Annotated in this window: 14 protein-coding genes; 11 read left to right on the top strand and 3 right to left on the bottom strand. The window is 62.4% G+C overall.

All coding sequences use genetic code 11. The annotated features are described in order from the left end of the window. Positions 1-690: SurA N-terminal domain-containing protein (locus EN932_RS05405; protein ID WP_206618914.1), on the bottom strand; the 690-nt coding region annotated here is incomplete at its 3' end. A gap of 145 nt (positions 691-835) precedes the next feature. Here EN932_RS05405 and tpiA point away from each other — a divergent pair. From tpiA to EN932_RS05380, 5 genes are all read left to right on the top strand, one after another. After that, a complete protein-coding gene (gene tpiA / locus EN932_RS05400) occupies positions 836-1,603 on the top strand; it encodes a triose-phosphate isomerase (protein WP_013531736.1) in 768 nt (255 codons plus the stop codon). A gap of 170 nt (positions 1,604-1,773) precedes the next feature. Next, entirely contained in the window at positions 1,774-2,244 is a 471-nt protein-coding gene (gene secG, locus EN932_RS05395) for a preprotein translocase subunit SecG (RefSeq protein ID WP_013531735.1), read from the top strand. A gap of 209 nt (positions 2,245-2,453) precedes the next feature. After that, positions 2,454-3,581: a L,D-transpeptidase gene (locus EN932_RS05390; protein ID WP_063172119.1), complete on the top strand. Its 1,128-nt coding sequence runs from the start codon at positions 2,454-2,456 to the stop codon at positions 3,579-3,581. 137 nt (positions 3,582-3,718) lie between these two features. Beyond that, positions 3,719-5,356 (top strand): CTP synthase, encoded by a 1,638-nt coding sequence (locus EN932_RS05385; RefSeq protein WP_013531733.1) that lies wholly within the window; start codon positions 3,719-3,721, stop codon positions 5,354-5,356. 10 nt (positions 5,357-5,366) lie between these two features. Continuing rightward, positions 5,367-5,903, top strand: a complete 537-nt coding sequence (locus tag EN932_RS05380; protein WP_127368771.1) for a DUF1697 domain-containing protein — start codon at positions 5,367-5,369, stop codon at positions 5,901-5,903. Between the two features lie 38 nt (positions 5,904-5,941). Here the strand turns inward: EN932_RS05380 and EN932_RS05375 are convergent, their stop codons facing one another. Continuing rightward, entirely contained in the window at positions 5,942-7,399 is a 1,458-nt protein-coding gene (locus tag EN932_RS05375; RefSeq protein WP_024503329.1) for an NCS1 family nucleobase:cation symporter-1, read from the bottom strand. Between the two features lie 239 nt (positions 7,400-7,638). Then, positions 7,639-8,541 (bottom strand): LysR substrate-binding domain-containing protein, encoded by a 903-nt coding sequence (locus tag EN932_RS05370; RefSeq protein ID WP_024503328.1) that lies wholly within the window; start codon positions 8,539-8,541, stop codon positions 7,639-7,641. Between the two features lie 247 nt (positions 8,542-8,788). Between EN932_RS05370 and EN932_RS05365 the strand changes: the two genes are divergently transcribed. The 6 genes from EN932_RS05365 to EN932_RS05340 are packed head-to-tail and all read left to right on the top strand — an operon-like array spanning position 8,789 to position 15,921. Beyond that, positions 8,789-10,300, top strand: coding sequence for a leucyl aminopeptidase (locus EN932_RS05365; RefSeq protein ID WP_127384862.1), 1,512 nt, complete (start codon positions 8,789-8,791; stop codon positions 10,298-10,300). Positions 10,301-10,352: 52 nt separating this feature from the next. After that, a complete protein-coding gene (locus EN932_RS05360; RefSeq protein ID WP_013531728.1) occupies positions 10,353-11,258 on the top strand; it encodes a proline iminopeptidase-family hydrolase in 906 nt (301 codons plus the stop codon). Positions 11,259-11,276: 18 nt separating this feature from the next. Beyond that, positions 11,277-12,938, top strand: a complete 1,662-nt coding sequence (locus tag EN932_RS05355) for an ABC transporter substrate-binding protein (protein WP_127369136.1) — start codon at positions 11,277-11,279, stop codon at positions 12,936-12,938. 39 nt (positions 12,939-12,977) lie between these two features. Then, complete coding sequence (locus EN932_RS05350; protein ID WP_063167981.1) at positions 12,978-13,994, top strand: ABC transporter permease; 1,017 nt, start codon at positions 12,978-12,980, stop codon at positions 13,992-13,994. After that, on the top strand, positions 13,994-14,965 hold the full coding sequence (locus EN932_RS05345) for an ABC transporter permease (RefSeq protein WP_013531725.1): 972 nt from the start codon (positions 13,994-13,996) through the stop codon (positions 14,963-14,965). The genes EN932_RS05350 and EN932_RS05345 overlap by 1 nt, the downstream gene beginning before the upstream one ends. Beyond that, positions 14,962-15,921: an ABC transporter ATP-binding protein gene (locus EN932_RS05340; RefSeq protein WP_024503324.1), complete on the top strand. Its 960-nt coding sequence runs from the start codon at positions 14,962-14,964 to the stop codon at positions 15,919-15,921. The genes EN932_RS05345 and EN932_RS05340 overlap by 4 nt, the downstream gene beginning before the upstream one ends. Positions 15,922-15,928 lie beyond the last annotated feature (7 nt).

Raw genomic sequence — 15,928 nt, 5'->3', positions numbered from 1 at the left:
GTATTCGGGTGCCGCATATGTCTTCTTGTTGGCTTCGAAATAGGCCGAAAGCACGTTATCGGATGGCGCCGCGATCGGCTCCACCAGTGCCTTGGGCAGCGTCAAATAGTCGATGGTGCGGTCTTCGCCGCGATAGAGCGCAACTGCCTTGAAGAAAGTGTCCGGAGCCTTGAGGCCGTCCGAGACCGCCTCGACAATCTGCTGGCGCACCGCCACCTGAGCACGGTTCTTCAAATAGTCCTCGGGTCGCATGCCAATCTGCTGCAGCATATATTCGAACGTTCTGCGATCGAACTGGCCGCCCGGGCCTTTGAAGGCCGGGTCTTCGCGTGTCAGCTCGGCCAGCCGGTCCTTGGAAAGTCCGAGGCCCAGCTTGCGGGCCTGTTCATCGAGAACGGCACCCGAGACGAGCTGCGCCAGCACCTGGTTGTCGACACCGAGCGCCTTTGCCTGTTCGTGGCTGAGACGTTGGCCGAACTGCTGCGACATGACGGCGAGCTGGCGATCATAGGCGAGACGGTATTCGTTGATCGACACTTTGGTGCCGCCAGCGGTTATCACCGAATCATGGCCGGCCAAACCGCCCATCAGCCGTCCGGAAACGCCCCAGACCAAAAAGCTGAGCACCAGCAGCACCAACAGCCCCTTCGCGACCCAGGTGCCTGCCGCGCTTCTCAATATACCAAGCATTTTTACTTCCGATTTATGCGCATTTTCGCATGCGCCGAGTCTGAAACAAGCGCAATAGCGCCCTTCCGGCCCACTGTCGATTGCTTTGTGGCCTGATTTTGGTAGTGAGGGCCAGAGCCCCGATATCATCCGGAGAAGCAAACCCATGACGCCAGGAATTCGCCCGCTCGTCGCCGGCAACTGGAAAATGAACGGCACCAGCGCCTCCCTCAACGAGCTCAGGATGATCGGCAACGGCTTCATGAGTGGGCTTGACGCGGAGACCGAAGCGCTGGTTTGCGTTCCCGCAACCCTGCTTGCCCACGCCGCCGAGATCCTGTCGCGCACGCCGGTGCATGCCGGCGGCGAAGATTGCCACACCAAGGAGAGCGGAGCCTACACCGGCTGCATCTCGGCGGAAATGCTCAGGGATGCCGGTGCGAGCCATGTCATCGTCGGCCATTCCGAATGCCGCGAGCAACGCGGCGAGGATGACGCCACTGTCCAGGCCAAGGCATCCGCCGCATGGCGTGCCGGGCTTGTTGCCATCATTTGCGTCGGCGAAACGCATGAGCAGCGTGAAGCGGGCGCCACGCTGGACGTGCTGTCGCGGCAGGTCGAGGGCTCGGTCCCGCCAAGCGCCACCCCGTCCAACACCATCATTGCCTATGAGCCGGTATGGGCGATCGGCACCGGCCTGACGCCGACGGCGGCCGACGTCGCTGCGGCACACGCACATATCCGCGAAAAGCTGTCGGAAAAGCTCGGCGGCGTCGCGGCGAAGGTGCGCATTCTCTATGGCGGCTCGGTCAAGCCCTCCAACGCGGTCGAACTGCTCGGCGTCAGGAATGTCGACGGCGCGCTGGTTGGCGGCGCCAGCCTGAAAGCGGCGGACTTTCTCGGCATCGCCGAGGCCTATCGCAATATTGCTTGAAGACATTTTCCCCGCCGGACAGGGCTTCCGGTGCACGAAATCGTTGCAAAGGACGGGTTGCTTCCCATATTCCGGCCACGGGCTTGGAAATGCCGTCAAAGCATTGTATTGAGCCGCCTCCAATTCACCGGTCGTGTCCGCGGCCGGGCAAGGCCTTGCCAGGATAAACTATGGAAACCGTACTGATCGTCATCCATCTCATGGTCGTGCTCGCCCTTGTCGGCGTGGTGCTGCTGCAGCGTTCCGAAGGCGGTGGCCTCGGCATCGGTGGCGGGTCCGGCTTCATGACCGCGCGTGGTGCGGCCAATGCGCTGACGCGTGCGACGGCGATCCTGGCGGCTGCCTTCTTCGCCACCTCCTTGACCCTGTCGATCGTCGCCCGCTACGGCGAAAAGCCGATCGATATCCTGGACCGCGTGCCGGCGACCTCGGACGGCGCCGGCAAAGGCGTGCTCAACCAGTTGCCTGGAACCACAACTCCGGCGCCCGCGGGCACCACCACGCCGACGCCGCCTTCCGGCAACGATGCTTCGGCTCCTGCGACTGCCCCGGCCACTGCGCCTGCCGCCGGCTCGACGCCGCCGGCGACCAACGGCACGGCTCCCGCCGCACCGGCGACCCCGCAGGTTCCAAACCAGTAGTCCTCGGTGCCTGAACGGCGATCTGTGGTCGTTTGAACACAGTCGCGGCAAATGCAGCGAGATCACGAAGATTCGACGGGGTGAGGCATGGCCCCACGCTTGAGGCGGCCGCGCTTATTCGACTATAGATTGCACGCGGCATTTCCGGCGCCCTTGGGGGGCGCTGGGCGACGCCGTGGCAACAAGCATAGAACGATCGGATCTTCGCCATGCAGCTTCGCAGCTTCATTTTCCTGGGACTTTGCGCCGCACTCGGCTTGAGTTCCCCCGCTTTCGCAGGCGTTCCGGCCAATATGGCCGCACAGCCTTCGGCTGAAACAACTTCTGCCATCAACATCGCCGTCAAGAGTGATGCGTCGCAACTGAAGCTTCTCAAGAAGAAGAAAAACCCGACGCCCGACGACCTCGCCCAGATCAAGAAGATCGAGGCCAAGATCGTTGCCGACAAGGAAGCCGCCAAAGCCAAGGCGCTCGAAGCCAGGAAGCTGGCAATGCGCGAGGCGGCAAAGGCCAAGGCCGACGCGGAACGGCAGGCGTTCCTTGCCAAGAAGGGCAAGAGCGCGCCGGCAACCGAGGTGGCCGATGCCAAGCCGGCCAGGAAGCAGGCTGCCAAGATCATCGAGCCTATCGAACCGATAGCGCCGATCCAGTCGGCCGAGCCGCTTCCGGCGGAGGCCATGAACGTCGCCCTGACCGGCAACAATGGCGAACTGCGCAGCGAAGTCATCGGCCAGAAGAAGCCGAGCGGCGGCGGCCTGTTCGCCGGCCTTTTCGGCGGGACGTCGTCCGGCTCCTCGATAAGCTATCTTCCCGAGACGCGGGCTCTCGATCAGGCTCTCGCCAAGAGGGAGGCCAAGAAGCAGTTCAAGGTGAAGCCGGAATTCGTGCCGCAGGACGTGGAATTCACTGGTTACGATGCCGGCACCATCGTCATCGACACCAGCGCGCGGCGCCTTTACCTCGTCGAATCATCTTCCACCGCGCGGCGCTACGCCATTGCGGTCGGTCGCGAGGGCCTGCAGTTCAAGGGCACGGTCGCGGTCGGCGACAAGCAGGAATGGCCGCGCTGGATCCCGACGCTGGACATGCAGAAGCGCGAGCCGAAGCATTACGGCCAGTATAAGGACGGCATGCCTGGCGGTGGCCAGAATCCGCTCGGCGCCCGCGCCATCTATCTCTATGACGGCAAGAAGGACACGCATCTGCGCATCCACGGCACCATCGCGCCGCAGTCGATCGGAACCAGCGCCTCTAATGGCTGCTTCCGCATGATCAACGAGCACGTCATGGACCTCTACAGCCGCGTCAGGGTTGGCACCAAGGTCGTCATCATCTGACGTTTTCGTCATCCTGCCGAAAGGGCCGGCTCAGCCGGCCCTTTTGTTTTGCCCTGTTCACGATCCGAGCGCCTTCTTGGGAAAAAACCTTCGCGGTGGTTTTTTCTCTGGCGGAATCAATCCGGCCGCGTTAAGCGATGACTCCCATGGCGCGATATGTATTCATCACAGGCGGCGTGGTTTCCTCACTTGGAAAAGGCATTGCCGCAGCGGCCCTTGGGGCTCTCCTGCAGGCGCGAGGCTATCGCGCACGCATCAAAAAACTCGATCCCTATCTCAATGTCGATCCGGGGACGATGTCGCCGTACCAGCATGGCGAGGTTTTCGTCACCGACGATGGTGCGGAAACCGATCTTGATCTTGGCCATTACGAGCGCTTCACAGGCCGCTCCGCCAACCAGCAGGACAACATCACCACCGGCCGCATCTACAAGAACATCATCGAGCGCGAGCGGCGCGGCGACTATCTCGGCGCCACCGTGCAGGTCATCCCCCACGTCACCGACGAGATCAAGAATTTCGTCCTCAACGGCAATGACGACTATGATTTCGTGCTGTGCGAGATCGGCGGCACGGTCGGCGACATCGAGGCGATGCCGTTCCTGGAGGCTATACGCCAGCTCGGCAACGACTTGCCGCGCAACAATGCCGTCTACGTGCATCTGACGCTGATGCCCTATATCCCGACGGCCGGTGAGCTGAAGACCAAGCCGACTCAGCATTCGGTCAAGGAACTGCGCGGCATCGGCATCGCGCCCGACATCCTGCTGGTCCGCGCCGACCGCGCTATCCCCAAGGAAGAGCGCAGAAAACTGTCGCTGTTCTGCAATGTGCGCGAAAGTGCCGTGATCCAGGCGCTCGACGTGCCGCATATCTACGACGTGCCGATGGCCTATCACAAGGAAGGGCTCGATTCGGAAGTCCTGGCCGCCTTCGGCATCGATCCGGCGCCGAAGCCGCGCATGGAGCCGTGGCAGGCGGTGTCCAACCGCATCCACAATCCGGAAGGCGAGGTGACCATCGCCGTTGTCGGCAAATATACCGGCCTCAAGGACGCCTACAAATCGCTGATCGAGGCGCTGTCGCATGGCGGCCTGGCCAATCACGTCAAGGTCAAGCTCGACTGGATCGAATCGGAGATCTTCGAAAAGGAGGATCCGACGCCGTGGCTGGAAAAGGTGCATGGCATCCTGGTTCCCGGCGGCTTTGGGGAGCGCGGCTCGGAAGGCAAAATCCTGGCGGCGAAGTTCGCGCGTGAGCGAAAAGTGCCGTATTTCGGCATCTGCTTCGGCATGCAGATGGCCTGCATCGAGGCGGCGCGGTCGCTGGCCGGCGTCGAGCATGCGTCTTCGACCGAGTTTGGTCCGACCGAGGAGCCGGTCGTCGGCCTGATGACCGAATGGCTGAAAGGCAACATGCTGGAGAAGCGCCGCGAAACCGGCGACCTCGGCGGCACGATGCGGCTCGGCGCCTATCAGGCCGAGCTCGCCAAGGGTTCCAAGATCGCCGAAATCTATGGCGACACGCAGATTTCCGAGCGCCATCGCCACCGCTACGAGGTCAATGTCGACTACAAGGAGCGGCTTGAGGATTGCGGCCTGGTGTTTGCCGGCATGTCGCCCGACGGCGTGCTGCCGGAAACAGTCGAGTATCCCGACCATCCCTGGTTCATCGGCGTGCAGTATCACCCGGAACTGAAAAGCCGGCCGCTCGACCCGCATCCGCTGTTCGCCAGTTTCATCGAGGCGGCGGTGGAGCAGAGCCGGCTGGTGTAGCCGGTCGGCCATGCAGACCTATGTCGCGCTGCTTTACAGCATCATTCTGGGCGAGGGCCGCCGGGTCGTCATGGCCGACCTCAAGGCCATGGCGGAAGATCTCGGGCTGAAGAACCCGCGCACCCTGGTGGCGACCGGAAATCTGGTCTTCGAGGCGCCGGCAACTGATATTGCCGACCTTGAACAGCGGCTGGAGGCAGCCTTCGAAAAAACCTTCGGCCGCCATGTCGACATCATCGTGCGTGGTGCCGAGGACTGGCTGAAGCTTGCCGCCGGCAATCCGTTCCCGGCCGATTCGGCCAAAGCAGGCGATCAGGTGGCTGTACGGGTGATGCGCAAGCCTGCGCCCGTGGAGGCCGTGACGGGGCTCCAGGCCTATGCCGGCGTGGATGAAAAAGTGACTTCGGTCGGCGGCGACATCTGGGTCGTCTTTTCGCGCGAGAGGCCAAGCTCGCGGCTGCTTGCGGCGATGAATCACAAGCGCATGGGCACGGGCACGTCGCGCAACTGGAACACGGTGCGCAGATTGGCCGAGATGCTCGGGTAGGTTTTGGGGCGGCTCTCGCCGCCCCAAAATTCACCTTGTCAGGCCTTCGCGGTCCTGGCGCCGGCGCCCAAAGCGGCGGTGCGCAGCACGTAGTAGATGATGCCGGCGATCGCCACGCCGAAGAACCAGCCATAGACACCCCACCAGGACGGCAGCCAGTTGGTGAAGTTGGGCAGGATCGACGAGAAGATGGCGCCGATGCCCGCGGCGATGAAGGCGTTGACGTGCCAGCCGCCCTGGAAGCGGAATTCGCCATCTTCGCGATAAAGCGCCTCGACGTCGACCTCACCCTTCCGGATCAGGTAGTAGTCGACCATCATCACCCCGAAGATCGGCCCCATCGTCGCGCCGATGATGTTGACGAAGGAAGCCGCACTGCCTTCCCATGGCGCGAAGGGATAGAGCAGCAGGGCGATCACGGCCGCGATATAGCCGCCCTTCTTGAAGTCGATCTGCCTGGGAAAGACATTGGAGAAGTCGAAGGCCGGCGAGACGAAGTTCGCCACGACGTTGATGCCAAGCGTTGCTACCGCAAAGGTCAGGGCTGCGAGCGCCGCCAGGAACCAGCTGTCGAATTTCGCCGAGATCTGGTCGGGATGCAGCAGCACCTCGCCATAGACGTCAAAGGCGGCAATGGTGGTGACGCCGGCCACCAGAGAAAACAGGATCAGGTTGATCGGCAGGCCCCAGATGTTGCCCTTGCGCAGCGATGCCTTGTCAGGCGCGTAACGGGCGAAATCGCAGAAATTGAGATAGAGCGCCGAGAAATAGGTGACCCAGATCGCGGCCACCGCAAACAGCGAGGTCCAGGAGCCAGGCGTGCCGGGCACGCCCGCATCCTTCGTCTTGTCCAGCAGCACGTCCATGGGGATGTCGCTGGTGAAGGCAAATCTCCCGGATTTGACACAGAGATAGATCGCCAGGATCAGCATCATCACCCACACCGCGGGGCCGGCCCAATCCTGGAAGCGGCGGACCGTTTCCATGCCGTTCTGGATGATCAGCAATTGCAGCCCCCAGATGACCACGAAGCAGATCACCTCCAGGCCGGTATGACCGAGGAAGTGCGTGCTGGCGTTGAAATCGGCGAACCATTGCGTGCGGATCAGCAGCGCCACGATCGCGCCCGAGGCGGCGGCAGTCTGCGCGCCGTACCAGAAGCAGGCGACGACGGCGCGCACCAGCGCCGGTATGTTGGCGCCCCAGATGCCGAAAGAGGCGCGGGCAAGCACGGGGTAGGGCACGCCCGTCTTCACGCCGGCATAGCCGACCATGTTCATCAGCGCGTAGATGATCAGCGAGCCGATGCCTATGGCGATGATGAAATTGACGAAGCCGCCGCAGAACAGGAACAGACTGGCGGCAAGATAGTAGCCCCAAAGGCTGTGGACGTCCGACGTCCAGACGTTGAAGATCGAGAATGGTCCCCAGTTTCGAACTTTGGCCGGAGCCAGATCCTCGTTGTACAGATCAGGTGAAGCACCCTGTATCGTCATGGCAATGTTCCCCTTTTGCAGCACGCGCCCTCACGCGTTGGCCGCGTGCAGGTTAAGCCTGCCGCAGGGGAACCGACAAGCAACCTATTTGCCGGCTTTGGCCTTAAAGATATTCAATGAGAACTGCGATTATCGATGCACGGCGATGGTGGGTCATCGCTGAACCACGGATGAGTCGAGGTTCGACGCGGGGATTCCAATCTGAAGCGGTGGCTCCCGACATCTTCGGTTGGGGGCATCTAAGCGATTGCCATCACCTGCTTGTGGTCCGCGACCTCGGCGAGCAGCCAATCCTGAAACAGACCGGTGCCTGGCTTGTTGCCGATGCTGCGACGCTGATGCAGGTAAATGCCGGCCGGATAGGTGTGGCGGGCACGGAACGGCGCGACCAGCTTGCCTTGCTGCAGAAAATCTTGCGCCATCATCGTGTCCGCAAGCGCTATTCCGGCGCCATTGATCGCTTCGCGCATGATCAGGGTGCAATCATCCAATGTTGTGCTGGATTTTGGCGTCGTTTCCAGAACGCCTTCCTGCTCCAGCCAACGCTTCCATCTCATGGTTTCGCATTCATGGATCAGATGATGATTGACCAGATCGGCCGGCGATCGCAGCGGCACAGGCCCCTCCAGAAGCGAAGGCGCACAGACCGGCGTCAAAAGCAGCGGGATCAGCAGCGTCAGAGCCGGGCCGGCCTTGTAGACGAACTCGTCGACAATGGCCAAATCGAAGTTGGCGCGCTTGCCTGAAGTGGAGATCTCCAGATCCACCGACGGATGCAACCGGCGAAAGTTCGGCAACCGGTCCGCCAGCCAAAGGTTCAGAACGGTGGGCACGCACAAGACCCGGACACGTTGGATCTTGCCGTGGCGCGACCCCTCGGAGAGGCTGACGTCATCGGTGGCGCGCCAGATCGCTTCGAATGCCTCCGAGAGGCTGCGCGCATAGTAGGAGCCCCTTATGGTTGGCGTTATCTGGCGAAAACCGCGTTCGAACAGGTCTTGGCCAAGATTTCGTTCAAGCGCGCGGATGTGCCGGCTGACAGCCGAGGGTGTCAGATGCAGTTCTTCCGCCGCGTCCTTGACGCTGCCGAGGCGAGCGGCGGCCTCGAAAGCGCGCATGCCATTGAGTGAGGGAAGGGCCATTGGCCGATCATGAATTGTGAGTTGAGTTTTTGTCAATCGACATGGGCGGAATTCGCGTTTGATCGCCTGCCCTGTTAGGGGATACCCAGACGACAAGAGCAATTAAGTCGTCTCAAGAAAGCGACTATTTGGGGACCGGCATTATACCACGAACGGCGGAGACCGGCTTGACCAGTCTCCACCGGAGTGAGCGAAGCGTTGCTCGCTACCCGGCTGGTATTGCCGCAATTGAAGAGAGCGCCAGCCTATGCCTCAATCGCCAGCGCCGGTTTTCGAGACCGCGGACGAGATTTCCGCCGCCTCCGTCGTCGTGATCTTGCAAACTGCCCAAACAGGCTTCGGCCCGCGGGCGTCCACCCTGGATGCCGAGATGGGCGGGATTCTCTCGCGCGCCTGCTCCGACCCGGCCGCCTTGGCCGAATCCGGCACCTGCATCGATCTTATTGCCCCGCAGTCCGTATCGACCAAGCGCGTGGTCGTCCTGGCCCTGGGCAAAGCTGAAGCCGTAACCACCCTGTCACTGGCGCGCGCCGGCGGTCTGCTTGCCGCGCATCTCGAGGGCAAGGGGGAATGCGCGCCCACCCTGGTCCTGGACCCGATCGCCGGCGTTGACCTGCCCGGCGCCGAAATCCTGGCGCGTGTCGCGCTTGGCATGCGGCTGCGCCGCTATCGTTTCGATATGCGCAACCGGCGGCAAGGGGCGGGAGCGGATAGAACCTTGCGGGTGAAACTGGTAGGGGCTCGCGGCCCGGATCTGACAGCGGCGCTGGCGCGGATCAATGCCATCGCCGACGGCGTCGAATATGCACGCACCCTGGTCAACCTGCCGCCGAACCACCTCCATCCCGACAATTTCCACGATCATCTTGAGCCCCTGCGTGAAGCCGGCATCGACATCGAAATGCTTGATGCCGCGCAACTGAAGGAGCTCGGCATGAACGCGCTTCTTGCTGTCGGATCGGGCTCGGCGCGCCCGCCGCGGGTCGCTGTCCTGCGCTACCGGGGCAAGGGTGCTCCCGCCCAACCACTCGCTTTCGTCGGCAAGGGCGTCTGCTTCGATTCGGGCGGCCTCTGCATCAAGGGCGGAGCGCAGATGTTCGACATGAAAGCCGACATGGGCGGAGCGGCCGCTGTGGTCGGCCTGCTGATCGCGCTCGCCCGGCAAGGCAGCCCGGTACACATTGTCGGTGTTCTCGGCATCGCGGAGAACATGCCATCCGGCACGGCGCTCAAACCGCGCGACATCATCACGACGGCGTCCGGACAGACAGTGGAAGTGTTCGACACGGATGCGGAGGGACGCCTGCTTCTGGCCGACTGCCTCCACTATGCAGCCACGCGCTTCAACCCTTTAGTGATCGTCGATCTGGCAACGCTGACCTATTCGGTGACGCGTGGGTTGGGGTCGATATTCGCCGGCCTGTTCAGCACCGACGATGCCATCGCGTCACAGATGATCGCGGCCGGAGAAACGGTCGGCGAGCGGTTCTGGCGGCTGCCGCTCGATCGGGCCTACGACGAGGGCCTGCAATCGCCGTTCGCGGACCTGCGGCATCATGCCAAGGATATGGAAGATGGCGATGCTCCCTATGCCGCAGCCTTCCTGCGCCATTTCACGGAAGATCGCCCCTGGGTGCATCTCGACATCGCCAGCAAGGAACTGACCGACTCCGATCGGCCGCTCGGCAGGCAAGGTGCCACGGCATTTGGCGTGCAGATGCTGGAAGAGTGGGTGCAGGTCACCCGTAACATGAGTTAGGCGCCTGCCGCCGCGGACGATAAAAGTACCTTCAATCGCACTGGGAATTGGGATGTCATCTGAGATCATCGGCATGGAAGGACGGGCCACTTTCGGCGCCTACGAGACCTGGTATCGGGTCAGTGGCGAACTCGGCGGCGAAAAGGCGCCTGTGGTGATCCTGCATGGCGGCCCGGGCGTCGCCCACAATTATGTCGATGCCTACAAGCTTCTTGCGCGAAGGGATCGCGCCGTCATCCACTACGACCAGTTGGGCTGCGGCAATTCCACCTTGCTGCCTGAGAAAGGCGCCGATTTCTGGACACCCCGGCTGTTCATCGACGAGCTTGAAAACCTCGTCGACCACCTCGGCATTCGGACAGGCTTCCACGTGCTCGGCCAGAGCTGGGGCGGCATGCTGGGCGCGGAATATGCCGTGACGCGGCCGCAAGGCCTGAAATCGCTGACCATAGCCAACTCACCGGCTTCCATGAAACTGTGGGTCGAAGAGGCCAACCGGCTGCGTGCGGATCTGCCCGCGGATGTGCAGGAGACCCTGACCCGACACGAACAGGCCGGCACGACGGACGATGCGGCTTACCAGGCTGCGACGATGGTGTTCTACGAGCGGCATGTCTGCCGGGTCGTGCCTTTCCCGCCCGAAGTCACGGAAAGTTTCGCCCAGGTCGTGCGCAATCCGACCGTCTATAATCTGATGAATGGGCCAAACGAGTTCCATGTCATCGGAACGCTGAGGAACTGGAGCATCGTCGAGCGCCTGCCGGCCATCGATGTTCCCACACTGATCATCTCCGGACGTCACGACGAGGCCACGCCCGCGACCGTGCAGCCCTACAAGGACGGCATCAAGGGGTCTCGCTGGGAGATATTCGAGCATTCCAGCCACATGCCGCATGTCGAAGAGCAAGATGCGTGCATGCGGGTGGTGGGAGACTTCCTGGACCACAACGATAACTGAAAAAAGGGGAATCAAGACATGAAGAAACTGCTTCTGGCGGCAACAGCCGCGGCATTGCTGGCCGGTACATGGCTGGCCCCGGCACAGGCCGAATATCTCAAGGAGCACCGAGGCGGCACCATCCGCCTGCTGGCCCGCTCCGCGGCCGGAACGCTCGATCCGCACATCAATTACACGGACCAGGGCTGGCAGATGTACCAGCCGATCTATGACGGCCTGGTGGCCTTCCGCAAGGCCGAGGGCATGGACGGCTTCACCATCGTCCCCGATCTGGCCGAGGCCCTGCCGCAGGTCAGCAATGACGGCAAGACCTTCACCTTCAAGCTGCGCAAGGGCATCAAGTTCTCCAGCGGCCAGGATCTTGGCGTAAAGGACGTCGTCGCTTCTTTCCAGCGCATATTCAAGGTTTCCGGACCCACCTCCGGCACGTTCTATGCCGGCATCGTCGGGGCCGACAAATGCCTGGCCGACACCAAGAGCTGCACGCTGGAAGGCGGCGTTGTCGGCGACGAAGCGGCCGGCACCATCACCATCAACATCACCAAGCCGGATGCCGAGCTGCTCTACAAGCTTGCCTTGCCGCATGCCATGGTCCTGCCGGCGGACACGCCCGCTGAAGACATGGGTTCCAAGCCCATTCCCAGCACCGGCGCGTACATGATCTCCGCCTTCGACCCGAACAAGGGCATGACGGTTTCCCGCAACCCCAATTTCAAGCAGTGGAGCGAAGAAGCCCAGCCGGACGGCTATCCGGATGTCGTCCAATATGATTTCGGCCTGTCCGAAGAGGCAGCCGTCACCGCGATCCAGAACGGCGAAGCGGACTGGATGTTCGACGCTCTGCCGAGCGACCGCCTGGGCGAACTGGGCAGCAAGTCCATGGACCAGTTGCACATCTCACCGCTTTCGGCTTGGTGGTACGCGCCGCTGAACAACCGTCTCGCACCCTTCGACAACGAAAAAGCCCGCCAGGCCGTTGCCTATGCGATCGATCGCAACACGCTGGTCAAGCTGTTCGGCGGCAAGGTGCTGGCTTCGCCGGTCTGCCAGGTCCTGCCTCCGGACTTCCCCGGCCATGAAGACTATTGCCCCTTCACCAAGAATCCGGGCGCCAAATGGTCGGCCCCCGACCTCGACAAGGCAAAGCAGCTCGTCGAGGACTCCGGCACCAAGGGCCAGAAGGTGACGATCATCGTCGAGGACACCGCCATTTCGCGCTCCATCGGCGTCTATCTGCAGAGCGTGCTGACCAGCATCGGCTATGTCGCCGACGTCAAGCCGATCTCGTCGAACATCCAGTTCACCTACATCCAGAACACCAACAACAAGGTGCAGATGTCCGTCACCCAGTGGTACAAGGACTATCCGGCGGCTTCGGACTTCCTGAACATCCTGTTCAGCTGCGCCTCTTTCCGCGAAGGTTCGGACGCCTCGATCAACATCGCCGGCTTCTGCGACAAGGAAATCGACGCCAAGATGCAAAAGGCATTGGACCTCGGCGTCACCGATCAGAAAGCCGCCGATAAAATGTGGGCTGAAATCGACAGGCAAGTCACCGACAAGGCACCTGCGGTCGGCCTCTTCACGCCGAAGCGGCTCGATTTCGTCAGCAAACGTCTTGGCAATTTCAAGTTCAACAGGCAGTTCAACTGGATGATCACCCAATCCTGGGTACAGTAATGGCCTGGGTGCAGTAACGAACCGCGGAGGGGCACGTCCGTGTCGAACGTAGCTGTCGCCGCGCCGCGCAAGACGCGAGGGCCCTGGGCCGTCGCGTTTGCGAAGCTGGCAAGGGACAGGGCTGCCATGGCGTCGCTGGCCGTGTTCCTCCTCATCGTCCTTGCCTGCCTCAGTGCGCCTCTTTATGCGAAATGGGCAGGCGTGGACCCCTTCGCCTCGACGCTCGACGCCGTCATCCAGATCGACGGTGCCGACGTTCCGGTGATGGAACAATCGACGGAGGGGCTCGGGCTTGGCTACACACCGCTCGGCCCGACCTGGCGGCTGGGCAATTATTTCCTCGGCGCCGACAGCCAGGGGCGCGATGTCATGGCCAGGATGCTCTATGGCGGGCTGAGCTCGCTGCTGATCTCCGGAGCAGCCACCATCTTTACCCTGATCCTGGGCACGGCGGCGGGATTGATCGCCGGCTATTTCGGCGGTGTCACCGACACGGTGCTGTCGCGCTTCCTCGACATACTGTGGGCGTTCCCCATTTATCTGCTGGCGATTTCGCTCTCCATCGTGACCATCGCGCATGGCATCACGATAGGACCGATCCAGATCGAGTCCGGCAGTCTGTGGCTGCCTGTCATCATCATCGGTATCGTCTACGTGCCCTATGTGGCTCGTCCGATACGCGGGCAGGTTCTGGCACTGCGCAAAAGCGAATTCGTGCTCGCCGCGATCAATCTGGGCGTACCGGGATGGCGCATCCTGTGGCGCGACATCCTGCCCAACGTCACCACGACGCTGATCGTCTTCGTGCCGCTGATGATGGCGCTGAACATGCTTACGGAATCAGCCCTTTCCTTCCTTTCGATCGGCGTGCAGCCGCCGGCCGCGAGCTGGGGCACCATCATCCAGGACGGACAGGCGCTGCTCTACACCAGGCCACTGGTGGCGCTGGTGCCGGGCCTGGCGATCGCGGTTTCCGTCATGGCGCTCAATGTCTTCGGCGACGGTCTGCGCGACGCGCTCGACCCGCGCTCCAAGGTTCGGCTGGGGCGCGACTGATGATCTACGCAATCCTGCGCCGGTTCGGCCAGATGCTGTTCGTGATGTTCGGCATCTCGGTCATCGTCTTCCTGATTTTCTTCGCAACGCCGGGCTCCGATCCGGCGGCGCGCATCGCCGGCCGCAATGCATCGCCCGAAGTGCTGGAGGCGGTACGCCACAGCTTCGGCTTCGACCGGCCGCTCTACGTGCAATATGTGACGATGATGGAGAAGATCTTCGTCACCGGCGATCTGACCTCCTTCGTCAATCGTGGCTGGAAGGTGGTGCCGGCGGTCATGGATTCGATCCCGGTCACGCTCTCGCTGGTGTTCGGAGCGGCGATCCTGTGGGTGGTCGTCTCCATCATCATCGGCATCGCCGCCGCCGCCACGCGCGGCAGCTGGCTGGATAAGCTGCTGATGGCGCTAGGGCTGCTCGGTATTTCGATGCCGGTGTACTGGCTGGGCGAGGTGATGAACCTGATCACCCAGAGCCGCTACCACGACAGCTGGGCGTTCTCCTGGGTGCCGCCGCTCGGCTACAAGAACTTCTCCGACGATCCAAAGGGCTGGTTCCTGACCCTGGTCATTCCGTGGATCACGCTGTCCATTCTCTACATCGGCATTTATGGGCGCGTGCTGCGCGCGGCGATCATCGAATCCCTGCAGGAGGACTATATCCGTACGGCCCGGGCCAAGGGCCTGTCGGAGACCCGCATCCTGCTGCGCCATGCCTTGCGCACGTCGCTCATCGCCTTCGTCACCTTGTTCGGCCTGGATTTCGGTGCGCTGGTCGGAGGCTCGGCCCTGCTGACGGAGGTGGTGTTCGGGCTGCACGGCATCGGCAAGCTCACTTATGACGCGCTGCAGAATCTCGATCTGCCGATGATCATGGCAACGGTGATGTACGCTTCGATGTTCGTGGTTGTTGCCAATGCGGTCGTCGATTTCGTCTACATCCTTCTCGATCCGCGCCTGAGGACATCATGATACTGTCGGTGCGCGACCTCAAAGTATCCTTCCGCACAAATGATGGCCTGGTGCGGGCCATCGATGGCGTTTCCTTCGACCTCGAGGAGAGCGAGATCCTCGGCGTCGTCGGTGAGTCCGGTTCCGGCAAGACCGTGTCGCTGCTGGCCGTCATGGGTCTGATCACCGATCCCAACGCCACCATCGAAGGCTCGATCCGTTACAAGGGCCGCGAACTGGTGGGACTGCCCGCGCGCGAACTGAGGCGGCTGCGCGGCAACGAGATCGCGATGATCTTCCAGGATCCGATGACCGCGTTGACACCTGTCTACACGATCGGCTGGCAGATCGCCGAACAGATCCGCGCGCATCGCAACATCAGCAAGTCCAAGGCGATGGAGCGCGTGGAGGAATTGCTGGCCGAGGTGAATTTTCCGAACCCGCACGAGGCGATGTCGCGCTACCCGCACCAACTGTCCGGCGGCATGCGTCAACGGGCGGTGATCGCAATGGCTTTGTCCTGCAATCCGGCGTTGCTGGTGGCTGACGAACCGACCACGGCGCTCGACGTCACCGTACAGGCCGGCATTCTCGATCTGGTGCGCAAGCTGCGCGCGACGCACAAGTCGGCGGTGGTCTTCATCACGCATGACATGGGCGTGGTCTCCGAACTCGCCGACCGGGTCATGGTCATGTATGCCGGCCGCGTGGTGGAGCGCGGCAGTCGCGCGGAGCTGTTTTCCGATCCGCGACACCCCTATACGCGCGCGCTGCTCGGTTCGATCCCGCCGCTGACCGGCGAAAAACCACGCCGCCTGCCGGCCATTCCCGGTTCGCCGCCGTCATTGCTGCGATTGCCGCAGGGCTGTGCGTTCGGTCCGCGGTGCCCAGTTCACTATGAGCCCTGCGAGGCCGGCAAACCCGACCTCGGGAGCGGCACTCATGCCGCGGCGTGCTTCAGGGTGGCACAGGCATGAGCGGATC

The organism is Mesorhizobium sp. M7A.F.Ca.US.002.01.1.1 (assembly GCF_004022955.1).
Classification (GTDB): domain Bacteria; phylum Pseudomonadota; class Alphaproteobacteria; order Rhizobiales; family Rhizobiaceae; genus Mesorhizobium; species Mesorhizobium ciceri.
This window is presented reverse-complemented; position numbering and strand designations above follow the sequence as displayed.

Bases quoted from the DNA above. Each gene is read 5' to 3' on its own strand.
- EN932_RS05370 (WP_024503328.1), bottom strand. From the start codon at position 8,541: ATGGCCCTTCCCTCACTCAATGGCATGCGCGCTTTCGAGGCCGCCGCT.
- EN932_RS05375 (WP_024503329.1), bottom strand. From the start codon at position 7,399: ATGACGATACAGGGTGCTTCACCTGATCTGTACAACGAGGATCTGGCT.
- EN932_RS05385 (WP_013531733.1), top strand. From the start codon at position 3,719: ATGACTCCCATGGCGCGATATGTATTCATCACAGGCGGCGTGGTTTCC.
- EN932_RS05345 (WP_013531725.1), top strand. From the start codon at position 13,994: ATGATCTACGCAATCCTGCGCCGGTTCGGCCAGATGCTGTTCGTGATG.
- EN932_RS05365 (WP_127384862.1), top strand. From the start codon at position 8,789: ATGCCTCAATCGCCAGCGCCGGTTTTCGAGACCGCGGACGAGATTTCC.
- secG (WP_013531735.1), top strand. From the start codon at position 1,774: ATGGAAACCGTACTGATCGTCATCCATCTCATGGTCGTGCTCGCCCTT.
- tpiA (WP_013531736.1), top strand. From the start codon at position 836: ATGACGCCAGGAATTCGCCCGCTCGTCGCCGGCAACTGGAAAATGAAC.
- EN932_RS05360 (WP_013531728.1), top strand. From the start codon at position 10,353: ATGTCATCTGAGATCATCGGCATGGAAGGACGGGCCACTTTCGGCGCC.
- EN932_RS05340 (WP_024503324.1), top strand. From the start codon at position 14,962: ATGATACTGTCGGTGCGCGACCTCAAAGTATCCTTCCGCACAAATGAT.
- EN932_RS05355 (WP_127369136.1), top strand. From the start codon at position 11,277: ATGAAGAAACTGCTTCTGGCGGCAACAGCCGCGGCATTGCTGGCCGGT.
- EN932_RS05390 (WP_063172119.1), top strand. From the start codon at position 2,454: ATGCAGCTTCGCAGCTTCATTTTCCTGGGACTTTGCGCCGCACTCGGC.
- EN932_RS05380 (WP_127368771.1), top strand. From the start codon at position 5,367: ATGCAGACCTATGTCGCGCTGCTTTACAGCATCATTCTGGGCGAGGGC.